At 48.2% G+C, this 25,728-nt stretch carries 24 protein-coding genes; 4 read left to right on the top strand and 20 right to left on the bottom strand.

Annotated elements, in window-relative coordinates; translation table 11 throughout:
- The first annotated feature begins 9 nt into the window (after window positions 1-9).
- A complete protein-coding gene (locus ACESLK_RS22370; protein ID WP_373231932.1) occupies window positions 10-1,614 on the top strand; it encodes a response regulator transcription factor in 1,605 nt (534 codons plus the stop codon).
- Here the strand turns inward: ACESLK_RS22370 and nikE are convergent.
- The 7 genes from nikE to ACESLK_RS22335 form a co-directional block, all read right to left on the bottom strand.
- Window positions 1,598-2,431 carry a nickel import ATP-binding protein NikE gene (gene nikE, locus ACESLK_RS22365; protein WP_373231931.1) on the bottom strand — a complete coding sequence of 278 codons (834 nt, stop codon included), beginning with the start codon at window positions 2,429-2,431 and terminating at the stop codon, window positions 1,598-1,600. The two genes, ACESLK_RS22370 and nikE, sit on opposite strands and share 17 nt — an antisense overlap.
- Window positions 2,432-2,444: 13 nt before the next feature.
- Window positions 2,445-3,278 carry an ABC transporter ATP-binding protein gene (locus ACESLK_RS22360; protein ID WP_373231930.1) on the bottom strand — a complete coding sequence of 278 codons (834 nt, stop codon included), beginning with the start codon at window positions 3,276-3,278 and terminating at the stop codon, window positions 2,445-2,447.
- Between the two features lie 15 nt (window positions 3,279-3,293).
- Window positions 3,294-4,127, bottom strand: a complete 834-nt coding sequence (gene nikC / locus ACESLK_RS22355; RefSeq protein ID WP_373231929.1) for a nickel ABC transporter permease subunit NikC — start codon at window positions 4,125-4,127, stop codon at window positions 3,294-3,296.
- Window positions 4,124-5,068, bottom strand: a complete 945-nt coding sequence (gene nikB / locus ACESLK_RS22350; protein ID WP_373231928.1) for a nickel ABC transporter permease subunit NikB — start codon at window positions 5,066-5,068, stop codon at window positions 4,124-4,126. The genes nikC and nikB overlap by 4 nt, the downstream gene beginning before the upstream one ends.
- 18 nt (window positions 5,069-5,086) lie before the next feature.
- Window positions 5,087-6,703, bottom strand: coding sequence for a nickel ABC transporter substrate-binding protein (gene nikA, locus ACESLK_RS22345; protein WP_373231927.1), 1,617 nt, complete (start codon window positions 6,701-6,703; stop codon window positions 5,087-5,089).
- 118 nt (window positions 6,704-6,821) lie between these two features.
- Window positions 6,822-7,787: a staphylopine family metallophore export MFS transporter CntE gene (gene cntE, locus ACESLK_RS22340; protein ID WP_373231926.1), complete on the bottom strand. Its 966-nt coding sequence runs from the start codon at window positions 7,785-7,787 to the stop codon at window positions 6,822-6,824.
- Window positions 7,788-8,021 (bottom strand): hypothetical protein, encoded by a 234-nt coding sequence (locus ACESLK_RS22335; RefSeq protein ID WP_373231925.1) that lies wholly within the window; start codon window positions 8,019-8,021, stop codon window positions 7,788-7,790. It lies immediately after the preceding gene.
- A gap of 188 nt (window positions 8,022-8,209) precedes the next feature.
- Between ACESLK_RS22335 and ACESLK_RS22330 the strand changes: the two genes are divergently transcribed.
- Complete coding sequence (locus ACESLK_RS22330) at window positions 8,210-8,371, top strand: hypothetical protein (protein WP_373231924.1); 162 nt, start codon at window positions 8,210-8,212, stop codon at window positions 8,369-8,371.
- 86 nt (window positions 8,372-8,457) lie between these two features.
- Here the strand turns inward: ACESLK_RS22330 and ACESLK_RS22325 are convergent, their stop codons facing one another.
- Window positions 8,458-11,019 carry a LamG-like jellyroll fold domain-containing protein gene (locus ACESLK_RS22325; RefSeq protein ID WP_373231923.1) on the bottom strand — a complete coding sequence of 854 codons (2,562 nt, stop codon included), beginning with the start codon at window positions 11,017-11,019 and terminating at the stop codon, window positions 8,458-8,460.
- 698 nt (window positions 11,020-11,717) lie between these two features.
- On the bottom strand, window positions 11,718-12,353 hold the full coding sequence (locus tag ACESLK_RS22320) for a hypothetical protein (RefSeq protein WP_373231922.1): 636 nt from the start codon (window positions 12,351-12,353) through the stop codon (window positions 11,718-11,720).
- Between the two features lie 397 nt (window positions 12,354-12,750).
- On the opposite strand from ACESLK_RS22320, the gene ACESLK_RS22315 reads away from it, so the two are divergent.
- Together ACESLK_RS22315 and ACESLK_RS22310 are read left to right on the top strand one after the other, a co-directional pair.
- Complete coding sequence (locus tag ACESLK_RS22315) at window positions 12,751-12,999, top strand: diguanylate cyclase domain-containing protein (RefSeq protein WP_373231944.1); 249 nt, start codon at window positions 12,751-12,753, stop codon at window positions 12,997-12,999.
- Window positions 12,954-13,301, top strand: a complete 348-nt coding sequence (locus ACESLK_RS22310; RefSeq protein ID WP_373231921.1) for an EAL domain-containing protein — start codon at window positions 12,954-12,956, stop codon at window positions 13,299-13,301. Before ACESLK_RS22315 ends, ACESLK_RS22310 begins: the two co-directional genes overlap by 46 nt.
- Window positions 13,302-13,353: 52 nt before the next feature.
- On the opposite strand, the gene ACESLK_RS22305 is transcribed toward ACESLK_RS22310, so the two are convergent.
- From ACESLK_RS22305 to ACESLK_RS22255, 11 genes are all read right to left on the bottom strand, one after another.
- Window positions 13,354-13,977, bottom strand: coding sequence for a HutD/Ves family protein (locus ACESLK_RS22305; RefSeq protein ID WP_373231920.1), 624 nt, complete (start codon window positions 13,975-13,977; stop codon window positions 13,354-13,356).
- Between the two features lie 108 nt (window positions 13,978-14,085).
- Window positions 14,086-15,399: an amidohydrolase family protein gene (locus ACESLK_RS22300; protein WP_373231919.1), complete on the bottom strand. Its 1,314-nt coding sequence runs from the start codon at window positions 15,397-15,399 to the stop codon at window positions 14,086-14,088.
- Between the two features lie 13 nt (window positions 15,400-15,412).
- A complete protein-coding gene (locus ACESLK_RS22295) occupies window positions 15,413-16,678 on the bottom strand; it encodes a Zn-dependent hydrolase (protein WP_373231918.1) in 1,266 nt (421 codons plus the stop codon).
- On the bottom strand, window positions 16,650-17,948 hold the full coding sequence (hutI, locus tag ACESLK_RS22290) for an imidazolonepropionase (protein WP_373231943.1): 1,299 nt from the start codon (window positions 17,946-17,948) through the stop codon (window positions 16,650-16,652). The genes ACESLK_RS22295 and hutI overlap by 29 nt, the downstream gene beginning before the upstream one ends.
- Before the next feature lie 5 nt (window positions 17,949-17,953).
- Window positions 17,954-19,624: a urocanate hydratase gene (hutU, locus tag ACESLK_RS22285; RefSeq protein WP_373231942.1), complete on the bottom strand. Its 1,671-nt coding sequence runs from the start codon at window positions 19,622-19,624 to the stop codon at window positions 17,954-17,956.
- 30 nt (window positions 19,625-19,654) lie between these two features.
- Window positions 19,655-21,166 carry a histidine ammonia-lyase gene (gene hutH / locus ACESLK_RS22280; protein WP_373231941.1) on the bottom strand — a complete coding sequence of 504 codons (1,512 nt, stop codon included), beginning with the start codon at window positions 21,164-21,166 and terminating at the stop codon, window positions 19,655-19,657.
- A 5-nt stretch (window positions 21,167-21,171) separates the two neighbouring features.
- Window positions 21,172-22,164 (bottom strand): ABC transporter ATP-binding protein, encoded by a 993-nt coding sequence (locus ACESLK_RS22275; RefSeq protein ID WP_373231917.1) that lies wholly within the window; start codon window positions 22,162-22,164, stop codon window positions 21,172-21,174.
- A gap of 25 nt (window positions 22,165-22,189) precedes the next feature.
- Window positions 22,190-23,110, bottom strand: a complete 921-nt coding sequence (locus ACESLK_RS22270) for an ABC transporter substrate-binding protein (protein WP_373231916.1) — start codon at window positions 23,108-23,110, stop codon at window positions 22,190-22,192.
- A gap of 35 nt (window positions 23,111-23,145) precedes the next feature.
- Window positions 23,146-23,790 (bottom strand): ABC transporter permease, encoded by a 645-nt coding sequence (locus tag ACESLK_RS22265; RefSeq protein ID WP_373231915.1) that lies wholly within the window; start codon window positions 23,788-23,790, stop codon window positions 23,146-23,148.
- Window positions 23,791-23,803: 13 nt separating this feature from the next.
- Entirely contained in the window at window positions 23,804-24,418 is a 615-nt protein-coding gene (locus ACESLK_RS22260) for an ABC transporter permease (protein ID WP_373231913.1), read from the bottom strand.
- Window positions 24,419-24,525: 107 nt separating this feature from the next.
- Entirely contained in the window at window positions 24,526-25,719 is a 1,194-nt protein-coding gene (locus ACESLK_RS22255) for a helix-turn-helix domain-containing protein (RefSeq protein ID WP_373231912.1), read from the bottom strand.
- Window positions 25,720-25,728: the final 9 nt, after the last annotated feature.

Here is a 25,728-nt window from a genome sequence, read left to right as displayed (position 1 = left end):
GGGATCAGGATGTATACCTTGTTAATCGTAGATGACGAGAGGATTGCCGTGAGAGGATTGAAGCAAGGAGTTGTGTGGTCTGATCTCGCGATTACTGAAATTGTTGAGGCTTACAATGTAAAGCAAGCCAAACTGCACTTTGCCAGTCAACAGATCGATATCATGATATGCGATATTGAAATGCCGGGCAAGAACGGGATCGAGCTGCTGGAGTGGGTCAAGGAGCATTATTCCGATACCGTCACGCTGTTTCTAACCGGACATGCCGACTTTGATTATGTTCAGAAGGCGCTTCAGCTCGGGAGCTTCGATTATATATTAAAACCGGTAAAGCATGATTATATCAAGAAGATTACCGAGCAGGCTTTGATCCAACGGAAGCAAAATGAAGAGAATAAAGTTTCTAGCATGCTGTATAAGCAATATGCGAAACAATGGGAAGAACAAATTCCTCATATAATAGAACGATTCTGGCAGGAGCTGCTTAGCGAGCGTACCCTGCCCAAGCCGCAGCATCTCGCTTCGACTCTGCAGCAGCTGGGTATCCCGCTCACTCCGGATGGCCAGATTCTCCCTATTCTGATCAGCATAGAGATGTGGAAGGAAGAGTTCACAGCCAGGGACGAACAGATTATGGAATACGCGCTTCGCAAAGCCGCATCGGAGCTCATGCTGGCTTCTTGGCCGGGAATAGTCGTTCAAGATCGAAACGGGATCAATTTGGTACTCATCTACTTGAATGCAAATAATCCATTGAAATCAAGCGACGTCAGAGATATCTGCGGTGAGTATATTCGGTATTGCAATCATTATTTCAAGTGCAGCCTTTCTTGTTATATTGGCGAAAGCACGAAGATAGCAGGAATCCCCCAAATGTATAGAGATTTACTTGCAATGGAACGAAACAATGTAACAGCGTCCAATAAAGTCCTATCAGCTGACGAATATTCGATGCCATTCACTGATTTCTCTGCCGAGAGTTACCCGATCATGGACTGGATTATGCAGTTTGAGTTAGGCCGAATAGGGGAATTGCTCGAACAAATAATGGAGCGCTGTGCATATATGGAGCAAAAAGACGGCCTATACAAAGAGGAATTGGAATCCTTGCGTACCAGCGTTCTCTTCCTTCTATTCAGCGTGTTTCATAAGAAGGGCTTGTCTGTCTATGATGCTTTTCCGTCGAAGCAGCTTGTCGACGGATCGGTTACCCTACGCACTCTCACGCAATTTAGGACTTGGATGGATAAAGTGATATCACAAAGTTTCGAGCATTATAAGCAATATGCGAAGGAAGACTCCGAAGTCGTCACAAGAACAAAAATATATATTTCGGAAAATCTTCACCAGGAAATTCCTCGGGAGGACATTGCAGCGAATGTTTTTCTAAATCCATCCTACTTATCGAGACTGTTTAAGAAAGAAACCGGGGTATCTCTATCGGATTATATATTGAAAGAGAAAATGACAGAAGCGAAGCGGCTATTGGCTCAGACCGAGATGCAAATTACTCAAATCGCCGAAGCGTTAGGCTATATGAACCTATCTCACTTTATTACCATGTTCAAGAAGTTCAACGGGACTACTCCGATGAACTTTAGAAAGAAGATTTAGGTTTAGAGCCTATTCTATCGACGGAACGGTTGCGCGGGTGATCCGAAAGCATCGATTCCATTAATGCTTTCACAGAAGGATGTTGTGATGATAACAGCTGAGCAGCATCATCGCAACGTTCAATGACTTCCCCTCTATCCATGACAGCAAGAGCATCGGATATCGAATGAGCAGCCTTAATATCATGGGTTATGAACAAATAGGACAAGCCGAGTGTCAGCTTTAACTCCTCTAACAGGCGCAAGATGTGCGTCTGATTCACCATGTCTAAACTGCTCACCGCTTCATCGAGTACGATCAGCTTCGGATTAAGTGCAATCGCTCTCGCGATATTGATTCTTTGTAATTGTCCTCCGCTGAATTGATGAGGATACTTGCCCCTATCTTCCGGGCTCAGGCCGACTTGCGTAAGCAGCTTCTCAACTTTACGCCGAAGCTCGAACTGAGATAGGCGCTCGTAGTTTCGCAGCGGCTCGCCGATAATTTGCTCCGCCGTCATTCGTGGATTGACTGAAGAGTAGCAATCTTGAAATACGACCTGGAGATCTCGGCGAAGCAGCTTTCGTGTGCTTGCATCCGCATCGTAAAGGTCGTGTCCTTGGAATAGAATCTGGCCTTTCAATGGCTTCTCCAATCCAAGAATAACTTTACCCAACGTGCTCTTCCCCGCGCCGCTCGAGCCGAGAAGACCGAGGCATATGCCTGGCCCGATAGACAAGGAAACATTGGACAGCACCGTCGTTCGACGCTTTGGTCGCCACAACGAGTTGGATGTGGCGTAGGCATGGGTGACATCATTCACTTGGAGCAAACTCATGGGCGCATCCTCCTCATGACACTATTAGCTCCTTGACCTGTTTATCCATCATCAAAGCCGGTCTCGTAGCGAGGAGCTGCTTAGAATAATCATGCTTCGGTTCATCAAACAGCCGGTAGACATCCGAGTGCTCGACAATACGTCCATGCTGTAGGACGGAAACCTCGTTGGCCATCTCCGCTATAACACTCAGATCGTGGGAAATCAACAGAATCGATGTGCCGTATTCCGAACGGATACGGTTCAATTGGCGCAGCACCTGCAGTTGATTCGTCATGTCCAGCGCCGTGGTCGGCTCATCCGCAATAATTAGCGAAGGCCGCAGACTGATCGTAATCGCAATCATGACCCGCTGCAGCATGCCGCCGCTTAGCTGAAACGGATATCGCTTCATTAGCTCGGCCGGTTCGGGTAAATTCACATCTTGCATAGAGGTGATTGCCAGCTCTATCGCTTGTTTTCTGGTGAGAGCGGTATGCGTACGGATCGTTTCGACGAATTGATGGCCGATCGTGAATACAGCAGAGAAAGCGCTCATCGGATTTTGCATAATAAGGGCAATCTCTTTCCCGCGAATGGAGCGCATCTCTTTGTGACAAAGTCCGTTCAGCTCGCGGCCATTCAATCGGATGCTGCCTTCTATTGAAGTTGCTTTCGGATTTAGCAGCTGAAGCAACGACATGGATGTAACGGTCTTGCCGCTTCCGCTCTCGCCGACAAGCCCATGCACGGTACCGGATTTAATCGTGAGATCGACGTCGTGAACGAGGGGTACCATTCCTTGATCCGTCTTCACCTTAACGCACAGACCTTTTACCTGCAGAACATTTCTCAGCGTTTCTATCAATGGTTTCACCCCTTATCAATAACGTCTTTTTACGTTTAATCGGTCGGACAAAGCTTCTCCTAACAAATTAAAGGAAACAACGACAATCAAAATCAACATACCCGGATAAATCATAAGCTCCGGATTGCTGCGTATATACGCTTTCCCGTCGTGAATCATCGCACCCCACTCCGGAGCAGGCGGCTGAATACCGAGTCCCAGGAACGAAAGCGCGGAGATGTCCATAATCGCCCATCCTATCTCCAGTGTTCCCATCACGATAATCGGCGGAAGAACGTTAGGAATGATATGCCGTCTGATGATTTGCCATTGCGAAGACCCGCTGATGCGGGCGGCGGCAATAAAATTCCGCTCTTTCAAGCTAAGCACCATTCCCCGAAACATATGAGCGTAATAAACCCACTGCACCAGCATCAACGCCAGTACAACCTGCATCAATCCGGGCCCTAGAATGCCGACGATTCCGATAATGAGCACTAGATTCGGAAATGCCATGACCCCTTCGCAGAACCGCATTAGTACGGCATCTACTAAGCCGCCTTTTAAGCCGGAGAACGTTCCAACGAGCAGACCGATTCCCAGGGAAGAGACAAAAATCAAAGACGCGAAGCCTAACGATATTCGAGCGCCGTGGAGCAGACGGGACAAGTTGCAGCGTCCCAATTGATCAGTGCCGAGCGGATAGTCCCACGACGGCGGCTGCAGCTTAAGCGCCAAGTTCACTTGTATCGGATCGTGCGGAGAGATCCATGGAGCCAATAATGTAACCAAGAAGAAGAGCGACAAAATGACCGAGCATACCAGCACAGTCTTCTGATTTCGGAGTCCGTTCCGTATACGCAAGATCATGCTTCGGATTTTCCTTTCCACGAGATACGGGGATCCATATACATTTGAAGAAGATCCACGATCAGATTACACACAATGAATAGACCGGCTGTCAGCAATACATAGGCTTGGATGACCGGTATATCCCGATTAAAGATCGCTTCGATAAAATACCGCCCGAATCCCGGCCACGAGAAAACGACCTCCACGATAATCGTTCCCGAGAGAAGTTTGCCCAAATTCATTCCGAGACCGGTAATCATTGGCGATAGGGCGATTTTCAGCACGTGCTTGCCCATGATAACCTTCTCTTTGATGCCCCTAGTTCTGGCATATAACACGTAAGGCTCCTGCATTTGCTCCAGAACGCTCGCGCGAAGCAGACGGGTATAGATGGCGATCAATCCCAAAGCAAGCGTTAAAGACGGCAGGACAAGATGCATCCAACCGCCTCTGCCCTGCACGGGAAACAGATCAAGCTTAACGGAGAAGAAAAAGATTAATAAGTACCCCAGCCAGAATTGCGGAATGGATGCTCCGAAATAAGCGAGCAGCCGGCTTAAATGATCGATTCCCTTGTTTTTGTATAGCGCCGATAAGAAGCCGATCGGTACGCTGATAAGTACAGCTAAACAAATGCTGCTGAAGGCGAGCTGGAGCGTTGCCGGCATCCGGATTGAGACTTCCTGCCAAACCGATTCATTCGAAACATAAGATGTGCCGAAATCGAGCCGGCACATCTTCATAAGGAACTGGGCATATTGAGCGGGCAACGGCTGGTCCAAACCGAATTCATGTCTTTTCTGGGCAAGCAGCTCGTCGGTCGGTTGGATGTGGGCCGCGACCAGATACGCTTCGGCGGGGTCGACCGGCGAGAGCTTGATCAGTAGAAAAGTGAGCAGCGTGGCAAAGAGAAAAAGGGGGATAATGGCTAAAAGCCGTTTCCCGATAAAGCTGCCCATATCGTGCCTCCCTGCAGATTACGGTTGGATGTCGAGACTGGCGAATGGACTATCTTCTCTATTCGCCGGAAATGCAAAGCCGCTTACGTTTTTATTATAAACAGCTGTTTTCTTAATATAAGAAATCGGCATTAATGACGCTTGATCTTGCAGCGTTGACAAGATGGAGCTGTACAGCTCTTGACGCTTATTCTCATCCGTCGAGGCAAGAGCGTCCTTGATTTGCTTAATGAGCTCTTGTTTTTCCGGTAAGTTCGACAGCGCCGCCGAGAAGCCGAAGTCTTCCTCTGCTACAACATGAATGAACGAGTGCGGATCGTATGGCGCGCCGTAGTTGCTCGCGAAGTTCAAATCGAATTGTTTAGCGCGGAACCGTTTAATTTGCTCCGTCAGCTCTAGGCCGTTAATGTTTAATTTGACTCCGATTGCCGCCCATTCGGCTTGCAGCGTTTCCGCCATAGGTTTTAGAATTTGGTCCGATTTCTCGAAGTTCAATTCCAGCTCCAACGGTTTGCCGTCTTTCTCGCGTACCGTCTTTCCGTCCGGCAGCTTCCAGCCGGCTTCATCCAGATAAGCATTCGCTTTCTCCACGTCATAGCCGATTGGCGTGATGCTAATATCGGTATAAGGGAAGTTTGTAGACAAAATATTGTCCGCTTTCTCTTCCAAACCTGAGGTAACGCCATCCACCATCGCCTGTTTGTTAAAGCCGTGCTGCAGTGCCAGACGAACGCGCAAGTCCGATAGCGTTTTGTTTGCCGTATTCATGACCATCAGCCTTGTTCCAACAGGCTCGGAAAGGCTTGTTTCGTATTCGTCGGACGCTTCCAACTGCTTGAAGGCATCCATACTGATGACGCCTTCACCGTAGATCAGGTCCAGCTCGCCTTTCTCAAAAGCGAGGACACGCGTTTCGCCGTCCGGAATGATCTTGATGACAATTTTATCGGCCTTCGGTTGTTCTCCCCAGTAATTCGGATTACGGGTGAACTCCGCGTATTCGTCGGTTTTGTAATCCGTCAGCATCCACGGTCCGGTGCCGACAGGCTCCTTCACGCCATTGCCCGTATCGCCGTCATCCGGGAAACCGGCTTCGCCGAGAAAACGAACCGGACGGACGACGGCCAGCTCCTGAATAGTCGGGTAGTAAGGCTCTTTCAATGTTATTTTGAACGTATACTCGTCCACGGCTTCTGTCTTATCGAGAACACCGATAACGCCAAGCCAGCTGTGATTGTCGGCATGCAACATGATCGCGTCGAAGTTCTTCTTGACGATGGCGGCGTTGAAAGCTGACCCGTCTGAAAATTTGATGTTTTGGCGGAGCTTGAACGTGTATTCTTTGCCGTCCGGCGAAATCGTCCACGATTCCGCCAAATGCGGCTCCAGCTTGCCCCCGTCGTTGTAACTGACTAATGGTTCGTAAATCATGGATTGCGCAATCAATTGCGAAGGATTATATACATGCGGGTTCATCGTCCCAATATCTCTCGGCCATGATAGAGTAATGGTTTTTTCCGTGTTCCCCGCGCCTGCTTCGGAGTTATGTGCTGAATTTTGATTGGAACAACCTATAACAGCAATGGATAGGATAAGCAACATAAGGAATGGTATCTTACTTTTTAATGCAAACATCTAAATATGTATCCCCTCTCGGACAATTAAAGTGATAATGATTATCAATACCATTTGAATGGTACCTCATCGTTTCTGACCTGTCAATAAAAATCGATGGATCGCTTAAAGGAATATTTCACCTTCCGTTTTGCGCTTGTTCCATGGTCATCATCCGGTTCCTATTGCAAATTACGATAACGAGAGCAATGATGCTGAGAATGGCACAGACTTCATATAGTGTCGAATAGGAGAAACGGTCTGCCAAGGCTCCCATCAGAAGCCCGCCAAGAGAGCTGCCAAGATCGTATGCCGAGATGAAAAGACCGATCAACATATGACGAGAGCCCGTTGGCAAAACAAATGTCAAATAGGTCACTAACGTCGGGTACAGCAAGGCGATGGCAATTCCGTTACAAATAGCGGATAGAAAAAGGACGAAGTTTGAAATATGAAGCATAGCCAGGAATAGCGAACCTACGGCGCAGAGCAGAAGCAGCCCTGCAATAAGCGTCGTATTCCAACGCCCGTCAGACGGGATTTTCTTGCGGAAAGTGAAACGGCAGCATACGACAACCGCAGTCTGGATCATAAAGTAAAGCCCGGCGTTGCCTTTACCTTCCGTTTCCAAATAAAGAGGCAGGAAGATCATAACCGAAGCGAAAACGGCGGATGCGAGCAGCATGACTGATGAACAAACCCTCAGAACGGGATTGGTCCATAATTGACTTGTCGACTTCACCATATCCGTGAAAGAGAGCGGAATTCCTTTCGAAGCTGAAGAAGGAAGCGGAACAGAAAGCCCGCATGACCATACGAGAAGTCCAAGGGCAACCATTACAGCACCGAAGATTGGAAACTGGGCATGATCCCACATATACAAAGCCGCCAAAGGGCCAAATAGCTGGGGCAGCATCGTGGATAATGTATAGAGCGTTACCCCCTGCGCCCGGTCTTTCTCTGGAAGTGATTCAACGACCCCCATTTGCATCGCCATCGAGAAAAACGCGGTAACGGCTCCCTGAAGCGCACGAAGCGGTAAATAGCCTTCAACACTCGTTATGGCATATAAGACAAGTACAGCAGCATGGATAATTAGGAGCACTCACATCGTTTGCAGCGCCCCGTATTTGGCGACAGCCTGTCCAGCCCACGGACGAAGCAGCATGCAGGTAAGCATATAAGCTCCCATCATAAACCCTATTTCCGTTTTACCGACGCCATGTGCATCACTTTGTAACGGAATAATGACCGTAAGAATAGAGTTAGCGCAGAAGAAAAAGAAGGCAAGCATATATAAACGGATAAAGGATAGCGATAACGGCCCTTGTATTTTCATAAGTATGATATCTTTCTGTTCATGTGATTTCTCTCAGTTGTGGTTTCAATAGAGGATAATCCATAGAGCATACTGCGGAACAAAGAACCTCAAGATCGTCGGATAGATAAATCTTAATCTCAAAGGGATAAGATAACCCTCAAGAGGAAACCTAACTTGTGTGACTTTATATGGAAGGAGCCCCCCACATGGCCAACAATCGGAATCAAGCAACTAAAGCGGAAGTGCAGAGGTCTTCTGCAAACAAATTACCTATCCCGGGCGAGGACGAAACGGAATTTTCCGCAGAGGAAGCGGCAGAAGTATTTGAGCAAAACCAATCCTTAAATCGTGCTTCTGAAGAGGAATAAGGAATACGATTGGAAATGCTCAAAATGTATTAAACAGAAAAAAATCGTACGGATGCCCGTACGATTTTTTTCGCTTCTATAAGTTGTTACTCGTTTGCCTTTGCTAAATTTGAAATTTCTATGGGTGAAAGCGCTCCTTCGTAAATGCGCAATTCATCGATAAAGCCCTTGTATGGAGTATCCCACCAGTTAACGCCTAAGCTGAAGCTGGCATCGGCAGTCGTAAATATATTGTTGAAGTTCGTTCCTATAAACTTCTCTACACCATTTACATAAACACGAATATTACCGTTATCAACGGAGAAAGCCAAATGAGCCCATTCCCCAGTAGGGATAGTCATACCCGTGATAGCATCATACCATCTAGCACCGGCAGACCAGACCATTGTGTTTTCGCCTACTGGACCTTTCGGAACGAGGCTTACCCAGTTACTACTGGTTCTAGCACCGAAGAAAGTTGTTGTATACATCGTTAACTCCTCAGGCTTTAACCACAGCGACACGGAGTATGTGTTGCTTGAAATCAGCCCGTTCGGCAAGCGTACGCCAGATGCTCCATCGAACGCTGCAGCTTTACCGTTAATACCGTCAGCATAACTAATGGTACCGCCGGTATTATCGATTCGATTACCGGTTAAAGTACCTGTGCCGAAATTGTCCGTACTATCAATCAGGTTATCTTCAAATGCATAGTGTGCCGCTAAACCGGCTCCTTTGTGTGGCAGTACGGTAATTGTAAAGCTTTTTGTTGCAGCTGTTTCACCTTTTGTAATCTTTGCAGTTAGTGTAGCCGTAACAGGGTCGGAACCAGCCTCTGGCCGATTGATTACTCCTGTTTCCGTCACAACGTTGGAATCCGAAGTGAGCCACGTAATCTCCGAATGTCTAGTCCCTTCTGTAGGAAGTGTTAAATTGAAAATAACGTTCGCTGTATCGCCAAGATTCAGATCATTCTTAACATCCGCAACAATTTCCTCATCTGTTTTATCGAGCAGCTTACTTCCCCAGATGGATACACCTTCTCCAGACATCGCTGTGAATGTCATAACATATCGTTTCGATGTTGGGTCCCATAGACGTACGAACACTCCATCATAAGTAACCCCATCCACCGTGATTTCCGCTTGGTTATGGCCCGTTTTTTTCCAGCTGCCATTAACATCGCCTGACAGAGTTAGGTCTTGATTTAAACGAATGAATACAGAGTTTCTGATCGTTGCGGAATTGTCCTTTCCATGGTTTATGAATTTATATTCCCCAACCAAATTAGTCAGGTTCACTTTGCCAAGCGTTTCCCCCGTGTAGCGGTAGGGAGCTGCCACTGGCCAGCTATCTTTATTCATAAACATCTGGTGAACCCGAACCTCGTGCATCTCGCCTGTTTGCGGGAAACGAGTATGGAATACCAAGAACTGCTTGCCTGTCTCAGCATCATAATACACAGAATTATGTCCTGGAGAAACATAGCCGACACCAATTCCTGTTCCAGGGTCCCCCACTTTTCTTTCAAATAAGAAGTTGGCCATAAGTTTGTTACCGAAGGCAGAATTGTCTGTATTGCCTGGCAAAACTGCATTCAGCCCTTGGGCATCTACATAAGGACCATCGGGGCTTGTCGATCTGAATGTTCTCATGTTGTAGCCGCCGTCTGCACCTAACCACGCATAAGTTACATACAAGTAGTAATAGCCCGTATTATTGTCATAGACAATGTAGGGACCTTCTCCGGATTTGGTATATCCGCCGGCAATTTTTGTTCCGAAATATCGATCCACATGCCTGCCGTCAGCAGTCATTCCATCCTCACCCGGATAGATTGCTTCTCCTGTGGTCGCATCGACTTCAAGGAGGAATATCCCGCCGGACCATGAACCATAGCTCATCCACAGTTTCCCATCTGCGTCATAAAACAAATTAGCATCAATGGCATTGGGGAACATACCATTGGCATACGATCCGTTACTATTAAACCAGCGGGAGCTTGGACCGGTTAATGTGCCGTTATCAATGAGCGCTTGTATATTTGTGTTCGTCCATTTCTTATTAATCACGCTATTGTTATCGCGCGCATCATCTTGGGTAAAACCGGAATAAACGACAGTATCTTTATACGTATACGGTCCCTCTATATTTTTAGATACCGCATAACCTATCGCAGAACGTATATAAGTAGAGGATGCGCTGTAATACATCATATAAGCACCGGTTGTTCCATCATCGTTCTTGTAGTTATCATTCCAGAATACATCAGGAGCCCATACGGCATACCCGCCTTTGCTGTCGGAATCATTCTCTCCAGCCCATGCGAAGGATCCTGCCAGATTTTCTGACAAATTTCCATATAAAACATTACCAGGCGTCGTATATCCGTTTGTGAATCTAGTCCAATTCATCAAATCTGTTGACTTGGCGGCTTCAATATGAGAACCGAACACATAATACGTATCACCGTCTTTTATAATCGAAGGGTCGTGAACAGAAACATCTTGAAATATGGGGGCTGCTCCTTGGTAATCAAGTTGAGGTTTATTACTATTATCGGAAGGCTGACTATCTGGATTGTTTTCCATACCCATAACCATATTAGGGATCAGTAACATAAGCATTAGGAATAAAAGTGTAAGTACTCGTATCAAACGTTTGTTCATTTAATGCTCTCCTCTCTTCTTCTAGCTAAGAATATCTTTCATAAACATTCGGATTCTCTTTCACCTCCTGTTTTTAGGGTGTTTAATTCTAATTAAGCGCTTACAAAAACATATTGTTAATATATTTGTTACTACATTAACAATACTATAAACATATCAATTTCTCAATTAACATGTTCTAATAATTTTATCTTTTTTCCACAGTCGAAGAACTTTTAACAGCAACTATGTAAGCACATATCATTCGGTTTCCGTTAATCTATCGAGTGCGACCCTTCCTCCTCACTTCTTTATGACGATATCCCCTTTGCTCAGACCTGATCTGCCCAAACCCTTTATGACGATATCCCCTTTGCTCAGCTGAAGAATAAGTCGACAATTCGGTCGAAGGGATATCGACATTAAGGCCGAATTATCGTGATAACAGCTCATGCAAAACAGATTTTGGAGTTTTCTAATTCGATGCCACCAGCCTGTTTCGGGACATATAGATCATTAGAGCAGCCCCACCCCTCGGACCTTTCCTATATGGCGACAAAAACCTCCGAACCATTATTTAAATGGAGCCGGAGGTTCTTACGCATCCTTCTTCACTCCGTCGCCTTGCGCATTGACGGTTAAATATCCACCATAAAATCGTAAGCTTGTTGATTGAAGCAGCGGCGGACTCATCAGTGCCCCCTGCGATATTCACTCCATCACGTATTTGTGATCCTGCTCCTGTTTTCCAATTCGCTGAATACAGCCATCATCATCGAAGACCAAATCGATAGAATGGCCCCTGCTTCCAATAGTTCTTCTGCTGCCGCAAGCCCATCTCCGCCCGGAATCGTGTCGATTCCAACAGCAACTATTCCCACACCGATGCCGACCAATAAAAAGCTTCGCGACCATCGATAAGAGGATAGCTCACGGTATAAATAAAATGTCACGGCTAATCCGCACAGCGCATAAACCGGCATCAGCAGGTCACCCTCCACCATCCAGGGAAGAAGCTTGATGCCCGTCTGCTCCAGAAATCGCTCGCGGATCTGTTCGTGCAGCATCAACCTTTCATCCAACATCAGGAATGCAAATCCAGCTGACGTTACTAGCCATATCCACAAGCGAAGCCCTTTAACTTCATCGCTGTAAGTAATCGAAGCCAATAACGCAGCCGTGAAAGCGCAAGCAAACAACAGGACGCTTTCCAGCCACCCCATAACCGATTTTTCCGATGATATATGAATCCAATATTCTGGCCAATCAACAGCTATCAGGAGCAACGTGAAGATCACTGTGCCACCCCAAGCCGTAACCATCCATACCCTACTTATCAAGTGCCAACGGGACATTATTAATCAACCTCCAATTCTTCAACCTCCAGATTGACGGTATACTTCTCAATCAATGTAGGTGAGTAAAAAGAGTTCTTTTCTTTATTAATTATTAAAACATAATCATGTTATTTACTGAAATGGACCAAATTGCCCTATTTCGATCGAAACAATTTATCAGGGGGAATAAGAAAAAGAACAATGCTGTGGTGTTTGCGCAGGAGTTTACTGATGGGAAAACCATTTGATTCTATGTCACTCTAAAAATATATTTTATAATTGGGGGGTTTAATTGTTAATGAGTAACAATCTTATGGAAACTTACTAAAAAGGGATCAGCAGCTCGGAAATTAATAAGATCATACACCAAGTTTACAAATTCGATTTAGAATTGTAGGACTTCCTAACAGACGTTATTTCATGGACCGGATTACGCCCGAGCATCGGTATTTGCATCTCTTCCGAATACGATACCGATATTCAGTCGTTAATGAAAAGAGCGGACATGGCCATGTATAATGCCAAAGTAAAGGGAGGAAACGGCTTCCAAATTTATAATCCCGCTATGGAGAAAGGGGTTAACAATTATTTTCAGTCGCACCGGGTCGGCTCGAAAGCGTGGAGGCTCTCGTCCGGTGGAATCATCCGGAGCGAGGGCTCCTGATGCCAGGGGAGTTTATTGGCATCGCGGAAGAGAGCGGTTTTATTATTCTGCTTGGCGAATGGATTCTTAAAGAAGCGTGCCGTCAGAACAAAGCCTGGCAAGATCTGGGCTTACCATCGATTCGAGTTGCGGTTAACGTATCTGTAAAGCAGCTCCAGCAACCCCATTTCGTGAACAAGCTAAGAGAAATTATAGTTGAGACGGGGATCGATCCGGAGCTGCTTGAAATCGAAATGACGGAGAGCACACTCATGAAGGATACCAATCAAATGGTACTTACGGAGGGTGTCTATATCAGCTAAGACGTCTTCGAATAATTATAGATTCTGTAATCCTTCTCATTTCGCATATCATCTAATGAATAGTGATCCGAATCAATAGGACTGGTTCATTTCTATCCGTGTTCGGATTAACATATTGAAAGTGCACGTTAGGCTCATGCCCTTCTTTTTTATAAATAAGCAACTCTCCTTGAGGAAGCAGAACGGGTACATCTTCACTAACTTTTACAAGAATATCACCATCGATCGGGTGAATGCACTCAAAACTCGTGCAATGCTTCCGGTCTACGGCATCTTGTAATCTATCACTGGCGGAATCGAGGAGGGAAATACATTCTATTTCCGCTGTCCAACCTGAAGCAAGCATGACGTTCAAATCGTCACCCCTTCCGTAACAACGCGTTGTCCACCCTCCGTCAAAGCTGTCCTGGTCGAAAGGCCTCAGTATAGCCCGATGCCGGTTTTCGTGCTGTAGAGTAAATTGTCCTCCTGTGGCCATCAGCAATCTCCAGTAGCCGGGTAGCCTTGTAAACTCGGTCTCCTCTACATTTATCACGGCCGTACTGATTCTCCAGCTAAAATTCCGCTTGGCATACTCCGCGCTTTCCGGGAATATGGCCATTTGCGTCGTCGTCCCTCCCAACCATGCTGTCGTTTGAAAGTCCTCTTTACGGATAATTTTGTAATATGCGCTCATTGGAAAAGTCCCCCGTTTCTGTTCATTAAGTAAAACGGTTTCGCCGTCCCTGGGGAAGCGGCTCGATATAGTCAAAAAAGACACCGAAGCGGTGTCTTTCTACGAGCATTACCTCCATTTATCAAAAAGCCGATCGACTTTATCGACAATCGATTTTTGCGATACCGACTGAAGCGTTCCCTCTTCAACAATTGTTTTCCCATTCACCACGACATCCTGAATGGCATTAGGCTGAAGTGAGTAGACAACGTTCGCGAAGAGCTCCTGCTTCGGGGACAAGGAGAGATCGTTCAAATCAAGCGTAACAAAATCTGCTTTATAGCCCTCTTGGATGACGCCCACAGGCAGACGAAGAAGCTCCCCGCCGACCTTCGTGCCCATATCGAAAACTTGCTTGGCATTGATACACGTACCGTCCAGACGGGTCACCTTTTGCAATAAAGAGCACATTCTCATCTCTTCAAAAATACTAATTCGGTTATTGCTGCAGGCGCCGTCCGAACCTAGAGAGATTCGCACGCCCGATTGAAGCAAGTCGGGAATCCGCGTTACGCCGTCCGACAAGAACATATTGCTTGAAGGGCAATAAGCCAATGCGGCCTTCCGCTCACCAAGCAGCCTAATTTCCGAGTCTTCCAACCAGACCAGATGAATCGCGATCATTCTCTCGTCGATCACGCCGAGTTGGTCCAAATAATGAACAGGCCTTAAGCGATACTTTTCCAGCGTCTCTTCTACCTCAAACATTTCCTCGGCGACATGGATGTGGAAAGGAGTATTCAGCTCCTGGGCCAAGCGGTGACCGGCCTTGATCATTTCCGGAGAGGCGGCGTGCGGGCTGTGCGGCGCAGGATGGATGTCAACCATCGGATCGCCTTGGTATTTGATCGCAAGACTTCGCGTTCTTTGCACCGCGTCCTGTACCGTCTCTTGGAAACCGATCGGCGCGCCGTTCCAATCGTACATCGTACGGGCAAGCACGAGGCGAATTCCCAAGTCTTTCGCAGCCTGGATGACGGCCTCGTCGGTATCGTTGCCGCCGTTATGGACGTAGAAGAAGTCGCTCACCGTCGTAACGCCGTATTTCAGCATTTCACCGAATGCGAACAGCGCCCCGGTGTATATGGCGTCTTCATCTAAGAGGGGACTAAATTTATAGAGAGCCTGATCGCGCCATTCTAGAAAAGGCCGATCCACTGCGATTCCTCTGAGCAGGCTTTGAAACGAATGATTGTGGGCGTTAACGGTTCCCGGAACAATCGCTTTCCCGCTCCAGTCCTTCTGTTCAACACCGGCATATTTCGCCTCTAACGCCTTTGCGTCCCCTACCTCTTGAATAACTCCGTTATCCACCAGAATAGCCAAGCCCTTCTGGAATGTTTCTTTATAATAAATGGAATCAGCCTTGTATAGTATTGCCATAGGGTCTCCTCCCTTAACGGTCTATGAGTCGATCAAGCTCCAAGATAGTATGAAGCAGTACGTTCGATACCTTCTCGATGTCATCCATCCGGCTAAACTCTTCCGGGCAATGACTTTTGCCGCCGATGCTTGGAACAAACAACATCCCGCTTCTCGTAATGGACGCCATGTGCGTCGCGTCGTGGCCCGCCATGCTTCCAAGCCTATAAAACGGATATCCAAGCGCTTTGGATTGTTCTTGGCTGACTTGAACGATCACATCGTCCATCGGAGCAGGATCTTGATCGAGCATCACTTTCCGTTTCACTTTTGCAGAACGCTCCCGCTCGATATCGTGTATCCGAGGCTCCCACGACGTAAGGACCTCGCGGATTTCATCCGGGCTTTTCCCGCGAATCTCCACAACAAACGCGGCTTCCTCGGGAATAATATTAGCGGCATTCGGCTTTACGTTAATTCGTCCGACTGTGCCGACTACCTCGCTCGCCGGATGACTTCGACATACGTCCTCTAACGCAAGAATGATTTCGGAGGTTGCCGTCAATGCGTCGTTACGATCTTCCATTAGCGTCGTACCCGCATGATTGGCTTCTCCGCAAACAACAACTTCCTCTCGGTAAATACCCGTAATCGCGGTAACGATGCCGACCGGAATATTACGGTCCAACAACCGTTTGCCTTGTTCGATATGGACTTCGAGAAAAGCGCCGATTTGCTGTGCGCTGCGGACGGCATCCTCCACTCGATCAGGATCTCCTCCCGCATTGCTCAACGCTTCCGCAAGCAGCTGCCCTTCCGGATTCGCCACACCGGCGATATGCTCTCTCTTAAGCTTGCCGGAAATAATTCTGCTGCCAAACGTGGATAATCCGAATGGATTCGGCTCCTCCGCACTGAACGAGACGAGCTCTAACGGATGCCTTGTCTGTATGCCCTGTTCATTGAGCAAGGTCATCACTTCAAGGGCGATCAACACACCCAGCGCACCGTCATACTTTCCTCCATTCGGAACCGTGTCGATGTGCGAACCGAAAGCTATGGCCGGCAACGACGGCTCCGTACCGGGACGCTTACCCCAAATATTAGCAGCCTGATCAACACGGACCTCCAAGATCAGCTCATTAAGCCGGTCTTTCAGCCAATCTCTTGCTTCTAGCTCAGGCGGAGTAAACGTGGTGCGATCCATGCCGCCCTGCTCATTCTGACCGTATTCGGCTAATGCATGAATGCTGGTTTCCAGCCGTGCCGCGTTAATTCGAAGCTTTTTTTCTGTTTGCAATGAATACACCGCCCTCAACCACGATTTTTCCGTTTTTAATGACCGTATCGACAAGATTAACGGCAAAGTGATATTGAAGCGTCTGGTAATTTGGAGCGTGAAACAGAACCAAATCCGCTTTTTTACCGACCTCTATACTTCCGATTTGATCCGCTCTATCAATGGCATGCGCCGCATTGATCGTGGCCGCCGTCAGTACTTCGGCAGGCGTCATTAGCATCGATAAGCAGGCGATATTCATGACGAAAGGCATGGATTGCGTTGGGGAAGACCCCGGATTGCAGTCTGTAGAGAGTGCAATTGCCACTCCCTCCTCAATCATCCTTCTGGCCCGAGCCGGTTTCTCCATAAGGAATAAGGCGGTTGCCGGCAACAGGACTGCAATCGTATGGCTATTGGCCAACGCTTGAATACCGGCATCGGACGTCTGAAGCAAATGCTCGGCGGAAGCGGCGTCAACCTCTACCGCAAGCTCAGCACCGCCGGTTTGAACAATTTCATCGGCATGGATCTTCGCCTTTAATCCGAATGCTTTGCCCGCTTCTAGAATTTTTCTGGACTGCTCCACCGTAAACACGCCTTCCTCGCAAAACACGTCGCAGAACTCTGCCAGCTTTTTTTCCGCTACAAGCGGGATCATCTGCTCTATGATGACATTCACGAAGGCGTCCGGATTACCTTTGTATTCGACGGGAATGGCATGGGCCCCCATAAAGGTGGAAACCACGTCGATCGGATGAATCTCCTGCAGCTTGCGGGACGCTTCAAGCTGTTTGATCTCATCTTGAACCGTTAAGCCGTATCCGCTTTTTGCCTCAACGGTGGTTACGCCGTGCTGCAGGAAACGATCTAACCTTGCGTACCCTTGTTCCACCAGTTGCTCCAATGTGGCTTCCCTGGTGCTCCGGGTGGAGCTCAGTATTCCGCCGCCTTGCTTCAATATATCAATGTACTTGATGCCTTGAAGTCTCATTTCGAACTCTTTCTCACGGCTTCCTGCGTACACCAAATGAGTATGCGGATCGACGAGCCCCGGCGTGACCACTTTACCCGAGGCGTCGATGATACGAACATCACCCTCCACGGACTCTAGAAATGCCGCGGCATCGTCGTCGGAACCGACAAAAGCGATCCGATCGCCAATAAGAACCACACTTCCGTTTTCAATCAGGCCGATTTCGGACATTGCCTTACCCTTTTTGGGCGCATAGCTTGCCCCTTTCATCGTCACGATCTGCGCAGCCGATTTCACATGGGTAATAATTGTCATCGTACTCATTTCTTCAAATCCAAGCTGGGAACTCGAATGCCTTTAGCCTTCGCCGTCTGGATTGCCAGGTCATAGCCGGCGTCAACGTGACGCACGACACCCATTCCCGGATCGGTCGTCAACACGCGTTCAAGCCGTTTGGCTGCATCCTCCGTTCCGTCCGCAACGACAACCATCCCGGCATGAAGGGAGTACCCCATGCCTACGCCTCCGCCATGGTGAACCGATACCCAGCTCGCTCCCGCAGCCGTATTCACCAGCGCATTTAATATCGGCCAGTCCGCCACAGCATCGCTCCCGTCCTTCATCGCTTCCGTCTCCCGATTCGGAGAAGCGACCGAGCCGGCGTCCAGATGATCACGTCCGATGACGATAGGGGCTTTCAGCTCACCGGAAGCGACCATATCGTTAATCATTTTGCCGAATTTGGCGCGTTCCCCGTAACCGAGCCAGCAGATTCGGGCGGGTAAGCCTTGGAAGGCAATCTTCTCCCGTGCCATCTTAATCCACTTACACAGATGCTCATTGTGCGCGAATTCTCTAAGAATGACTTCATCTGTCTTATAAATATCCTCCGGATCTCCGGAGAGGGCTACCCATCGGAAAGGCCCTTTGCCTTCGCAAAACTGCGGACGAATATAAGCCGGAACAAAGCCTGGAAAATGAAATGCGTCTTGAACCCCTTGGTCAAGCGCCACTTGACGGATGTTATTGCCGTAGTCGAACGCGATGGCGCCTTTGCTTTGCATCATAAGCATCGCCTGTACATGTACGGCCATGCTGGCCTTCGATTTGGCAACGTATGCTTGCGGGTCCTGCTTCCGCAGCCGCTCGCCCTCCTCCAACGTAAGCCTCATCGGGAGGTAGCCGTTTAGCGGATCGTGCGCCGAGGTTTGATCGGTAATAATATCCGGGATGAAATTTCGTTCGATCATTCGGGGTAAAACTTCCGCAGCATTTCCCAGCAGACCGATCGACAGCGGTTTACCGGCTTTCTTCGCCTCCACGGCCAAGTAAATCGCTTCATCCAGCGACTCGACAATCTGGTCGCAATAACGAGTATCTATGCGCTTCTCAATTCTGGACCGGTCAACGTCGATGGCGATGACAACCCCCTCGTTCATCGTAACGGCGAGCGTCTGCGCGCCGCCCATGCCGCCGAGACCGGCTGTCACTGTGATCGTTCCCTTCAACGACCCGTTGAAATGCTGCCTCGCACACTCCGCGAACGTTTCGTAGGTGCCTTGCACGATCCCTTGGCTTCCGATATAAATCCAGCTGCCCGCCGTCATTTGACCGTACATCATCAGCCCTTTTTGATCCAGCTCATGGAAAGTGTCCCAATTCGCCCAAGCCGGAACGAGATTCGAATTCGCAAGAAGCACCCTGGGCGCGTCTTTATGCGTTCTGAAGATGGCAACCGGCTTTCCGGACTGAACGAGCAGCGTCTCGTCCTCGTTAAGCTCCTTTAGAGAAGAAACGATACGTTCATAAGCGTCCCAATTTCTTGCCGCTTTACCAATGCCCCCGTATACAACCAGTTTCTCGGGATGCTCTGCCACTTCAGGGTCCAGATTGTTCATCAGCATGCGAAGCACGGCTTCCTGTACCCAGCCCTTCGTATGCAATTCCGTGCCTCTTGGGGCTTTTATTTGTGCACGATCTGTTGTGTTCATCATCCAACGCCTCCACCTATATAACGGAGCTCATAGAGCTCCGATCTTTTTTTCAATCGTCTCCAACCCCTCGTTCCTCTCCACCAAAGCAGCCATGAGCTGCAGATCCGGATAAAAAACGCGATCCTCGGTCCATTCGGGAACTTTGCTCCGGATCAAATCATAGGCCGCCGATGTGCCGTGACCGAACGTGGTCGGCTTATGAAACTCCAATGCCTGGGCGGCTGCGAGCAGCTCGATCGCGATCACCTTAAATGCATTTCTGATCGCCTGCACCGTTTTCAGCGCCGCGGGCGTCCCCATGCTCACATGATCCTCCTGATAGGCGGAGGTAGGAATGGAATCGACGGAGATCGGATGAGACAACACTTTGTTCTCCGCCACTAACGATGCTGCTACATACTGAGCAATCATAAATCCGGAGTTCAAGCCTCCGTTGTTAACCAGGAAAGCGGGCAATCCGCTTGTATGGGGATTTACCAGCCGATCAATGCGCCGTTCCGCAATATTCGCCAGCTCCGCGACGGCCATCGTAACCATATCCATCGTTAACGCAAGCGGCTCCCCATGGGCATTGCATGCGGAGATCGGCGTGCCGATGCCTCCATCGTCGAAGATGAGAGGATTATCCGTAGCCGAGTTTAATTCGATTTCCAACGTCTCCAAGGCATGTGTGATTTTGTCTCTGCACGCACCGTGTACCTGAGGCATGGCGCGTATGCTAAGCGCGTCCTGAACGCGCAGATCCTTGGATTTCTCGCTGATTTCGCTCCCCGCGATAAGTCGGCGCAGGTTATCGGCCACCTGCAGCTGTCCTTTGTGCGGACGCATCCGATGTACCCTCTCATCGAACGCGTAATAGGTTCCTTGCAGAGCCTCGAAACTCATAGCGCCTGCAATATCGGCCCATTTCGACAGCTGGATGCTGTCATAGATCGCGAGAGCGCTGATGCCGGTCATGCAAACCGTACCGTTGACCAGGCTGAGGCCTTCTTTTTCCTTCAGCGTCATCGGAGCAATACCGGCAGCCCGCATCGCGTCGGCCCCGGACATCAAACTGCCCTTGTAACGGGCCTCTCCCATACCGATTAAGACCAGCGCGATATGAGCCATATGGGTAAGATAACCGACCGAGCCTTGGGAGAAGACCACAGGAACGACGTCTTCGTTCAGCATACGTACCAATGTTTCCACCGTTTCTAACCGAATGCCGGAATGACCATGCGAGAAGTTCACGATCGCCGCGAACAGGATAGCTCTCACTTGATCGGCCTGTAACGGTTCACCTACGCCGCAAGCGTGACTCATAATAACGTTTCTAGAAAGCTTCTCCGCTTCCCCCGGCGTCAGGCGAACCTTGCATAGCTCCCCCAAGCCGGTCGTAATCCCATAAACAACCTTCTGCTCCGCAACTAATCCGTCCACCCATTCCCGGCTACGGCGAATCTTATTTTTAACATTGTCCGACAGCTCCACCTTGCACCGTTTTCTCGCAACATCTACCACGGTATGGATATGCAGCACACCACCGTCGATGATCATTGTCGTCAATCGATCGCCCCCTGCTTAACCTCTTCCTTCGCTGCTATCGGTGACCAAAGCTTTTGAATATGGGGCAGGGAAACTATACCAGTCGCATATCCTTCTTCATTCACCACATGAAGCGTTTCTTCACCACGCAGCATCATTGTCAATACCGTTTTCAAGTCACTTTTATCGGAAACGGAGGCGTTAGGCGGCTTCCGGTAAGGCGCGCTCAGCTTATCCATGACGGCCGTAACGTTGATAAGGCTAATTTGACGGAATATATCATCGCCTCCTATCAACTGCCTGACAAAGTCAGCTTTGGGATGGAGAATGATTTCCAGCGGCGTATCATACTGAACGATCTCGCCATCCCTTAAAATAATGATTTTATCCGCGAGCCGAATGGCTTCCTCCACATCATGCGTAACGAACAGAATGGTCTTATGAAGCTGCTTCTGAATGCTGGTTAACTCATCTTGCAATTTAGTCCGGGTGATCGCATCAATCGCTCCGAACGGTTCGTCCATGAGCATGAAGGGAGGATCAGCGGCCAATGCCCGCGCCAAACCTACTCGCTGCTGTTGACCGCCCGACATTTCCCGCGGATACCGCTTGCGGTATACTTTAGGATCCAGATGGACAAGCTCGAGCAGCTTATCAATTCTGGCACTTGTTCTTTCTTTGTCCCAACCGAGCATATCCGGTACCACAGCGATATTTTGCTCGACCGACATATGGGGGAATAAACCGCTTTGCTGAATGACATAACCGATCGTTCTTCTTAGCTCGTTAACGGGAACCGCCATCGTATCTTTGCCGTCGATCAATATATGGCCTTCAGATTGCTCATAGAGTCGATTCACCATCTTTAACAAGGTCGTCTTCCCGCAGCCGGAGCTCCCGAGCAGCACAATGAATTCCCCAGACTCTACCTTGAAGCTCACGTTGCGTATCGCGGGCTCGCTTGTACCCGGATAACTTTTCGACACATTCCGGAACTCGATAGCGCTCATGCTTCCTCTCCCTTCATACCTCGCGTTAGTCGATCAATCCTTGTTCCTTAAGAAAATCCTTCGCGACATCCGCCGGCTCTTCCTTGTCGGGACCGTCTACCTTCCAGTTCAAGGAAGCCATCATTTCATCCGTCAGAAGGGTATTCACTTTGTTTATAATCTCACCGATTTCGGGGTGGCTTTCGAGCAGCTCTCCGCGAATTTGAGGAACTGCATGATACGGCGGCCACAATCCTTTGTCATCCTGCAAGGAGACAAGTTCGAAGCCTGCAATTTGTCCGTCCGTGCCAAAGCCGATCGTCACATCTACCTGTTTGTCGGTTAACGCTTTATATTTCAAACCGATATCGAACAGTTTAGCGGATTTGAACTCAAAGCCGCCATACACCCTTCGCAGCCCGGGCAATCCGTCGGGACGATCTTCAAACTCCGGAATGAGCGCAAATTCCAATTCCGGCGCTTTCGTTGACAGATCGGAAAGGGTTTTGAGTCCGTGCTTGTCGGCAATTTCTTTCGTCGTGACGAGCACGTAGGTATTGTTAAACGGCGTTTGATTCAGAAGCTCAATATTCCAGTTTTTCTTGTAGCCCGTTTTCACCGCATCATAAACGGCCTGAGCATCATTCGCCGCTTCTTCCTTTAACACGTCGTATAGCGCCGTTCCCGTATATTCCGGGTAAAGGTCAATATCACCATTCTTTAATGCTTCGAAAGCGACATTGGTGCCGCCAAGATTTAATTTTCTTTCAACGGGATATTTATTCGCCTCCAAAGCTTGAGCGTAAAGCTCTCCCAGGATGAATTGTTCTGTGAAGTTTTTGGAGCCGATCTTCACCTTCGGCTTGCTTCCGTCCGAAGTGCTTCCGGAACTTCCGCATGCCGCTGTAAAAACCATCAAGCATAAAACAATCACGGGCAGCGCCAATTTTCTAATCGTCGTTTTCATCTCGAATCACCATTCCCTTTGTCGGATTATATTGATTAATAACCTGTTCTTTTTCTAGCCGCTTTTTCAACTATGCCAAAAACGATATCCCCGCCAAAGGCGATCATACTGATGGGTATGGCGCCTGCAAGCAGCATTGGCGTTTGGGCAAGCGCGATTCCGTTAATAATGAAATCTCCCAAACCGCCTCCCCCGATGAAAGAGGCTAAAGCCGCAGCCGCGATGACTTCCACAACAGCCGTTCTTACCCCGGTCAGTACGACTGGCAACGCGAGAGGCGTTTCGATTTTAAGTAAAATTCTCAGCGGATCCATTCCCATTCCCCTTGCCGCTTCGAGTACGCTTTTGTCCACTCCTTTAAACGCAATCACGGTATTAATCAGCATGGTCGGAATGGCAAATATGATAAGTGCTATTAGCGCGGGCGTAAATCCGACACCCACATACGGCATCAGGAATGCAAGGACCGCCAAACCGGGAATGATTTTTCCAAGGTACAGCACATTTAAGACGGCCATGGAGAGCCGGTTTCGCTTCGACAAATAAACACCTAGTGGATAGCTGACTAAAAAACTGATGAATAAAGCTACAAAACAGAGCTGCAAGTGGATACCTACGGCTTCCCAGAACTGATCTGGCTTGTCCTGAATGACCCTAAGCGTATCGGTGAAAAGGCTCATGCCCACACCTCCTTTATTTCAGTGCAGTTTTCCTTTCTAACAGGCGGAGAGCCGTTTCCGTACCAATGGCCAGGACCACAACAGCGATAGAGCCCGCGATAATTTTGCCGGGGTGATCCTGATAAATCCCTTCGAATATCAGCTTCCCTAATCCCCCCGCATTGACAAATGCAGCGATCGTGGCAATGCCGATCATGGAAATCGCAGCAATGCGTATGCCGGCTATAAAGACCGGAAGAGCAAGCGGAACGGTAATTTTCAGGAAAATGCGCCATTTATTCATTCCCATCCCTTTGGCCGCTTCATTAATTGATGGGTCGATCCCCTTAATGCCCGCGACCATATTGCGTACCAGAATCATTTGCGAATATAAAATAAGGGAAACCATTGCTGTTTTCATGCCTAACCCGAAGAAAGGAACCAGAAAAGCTAATAACGCAAGACTCGGAATCGTATATATAATGCTGAACGTACCGATTACCGGGACTTGTGCTCTCGTGAATTTCGATATGAGCATAGCAATCGGAAATGCAATGCATAACGAAATCGCCAACGAAAGGACAACTAACGAAACATGTTCCACAAGCAGCTCCAGCACCTTATCTGCATTTTTAAATAAGTAGTCCATTATCACCCTCCCCCTAACTTTTTATGTCACGTTTCCTTACGTGTTCGGCATTACATTAATCATAATGTAGAAAGCGCTTACATACAATGGGGCAAAATTGTTCAGATCTAGCACAATTTTGCTTCTCTATAGCCGCTTGGACTGCAATCCATGATGATTTTGAATTTTCGGGAAAAGTAATTTGCATCGGGAAACCCAACCTGAACAGCAATGTTTTGTACAGTCATATCCGTATTATCCAACAAATACAATGACTTTTCTATTCGCAGCTTGGTGAGGAATTCAAAGCAGCTCATCCCAGTTTCTCTTTTAAATAGATGCGCAAGATAGTACGGGTTGACATGACAATATTCTGCAATTCCCTTTAAGGAAACTTTTTCCTGATGATGGTTTTTCATGTATTTAATCGCAGTTCCGATGATAGGGGATCCCTCAAACTGATTCACTTGACCGGCATGACGTGCAATATTTCTCCAATAGTCACACAGTTTGTTAACAAAGTTATCATATCTAACCGTGCCGATGAGAGATTGGATCATCCGCGCATTTTCCGATAAAATCACCGCTCCATCGCCGCCCATATCGAGAACCATTCGAGACAAGGACATGATCAAGTCAATCACTTCCGACTTAAACATATCGACGTGAAACTTATACGTTGTTGCGATTCGTTCCAATATTACCTTCAAGTAGCTGACGGAACCTTCCACATCGCCGATTCGTACACGCGCAAGCAACTCTATCTTTTCTTCCGCAGCAACCGGCTTTTTCAATTCCCTTACCTGCCTTTTTTCTTGTTCGTATTGATAGATGATACGGTTGCCTTGAAAGAAACGGTCCTCCATTGATTGCTTGGCTTCCTCATAGGAACGGTATAGCAAGTAAGGACTTTCGTAACCAGGGCCAATTCCTGCAGAAACGGAGAAGCCTTGCGCGTCGGTCAGTTCTTGTATTTTCTTCACAATCGATAACGGACGTTTATACAATTGCGGTTCATGGCTGCCGCTGTTCGGCAGTTCGATCAATACCGCTAGTATCCCTTGCTCCGTCCATATCCAAAGAAACGGCTCCGAAATCGCTTTGTGTACCGCCTCTACTAATTTTTGACCAATGTCGATTCTCCAATCCACCGTCATCCCTGCAGCCAATTCCGGATAACGATCGATCGAGACGATGAATACCAGGTTAGGGTTAATTTGTACCTCAAGCATCTCACACATCGCCTCGAATGTTCCCTCGTGCACGAGCGCACCAGAAATCAGAAGTTGAGCAAACACCGCATGCTCCGTTCGCAAAAGCATATGAACTAC

This window comes from Cohnella sp., from assembly GCF_041640265.1.
Taxonomy (GTDB): Bacteria; Bacillota; Bacilli; order Paenibacillales; family Paenibacillaceae; genus Cohnella.
Note: the sequence above shows the minus strand (reverse complement) of the source record. Positions and strands in the feature narration are given on the sequence as shown.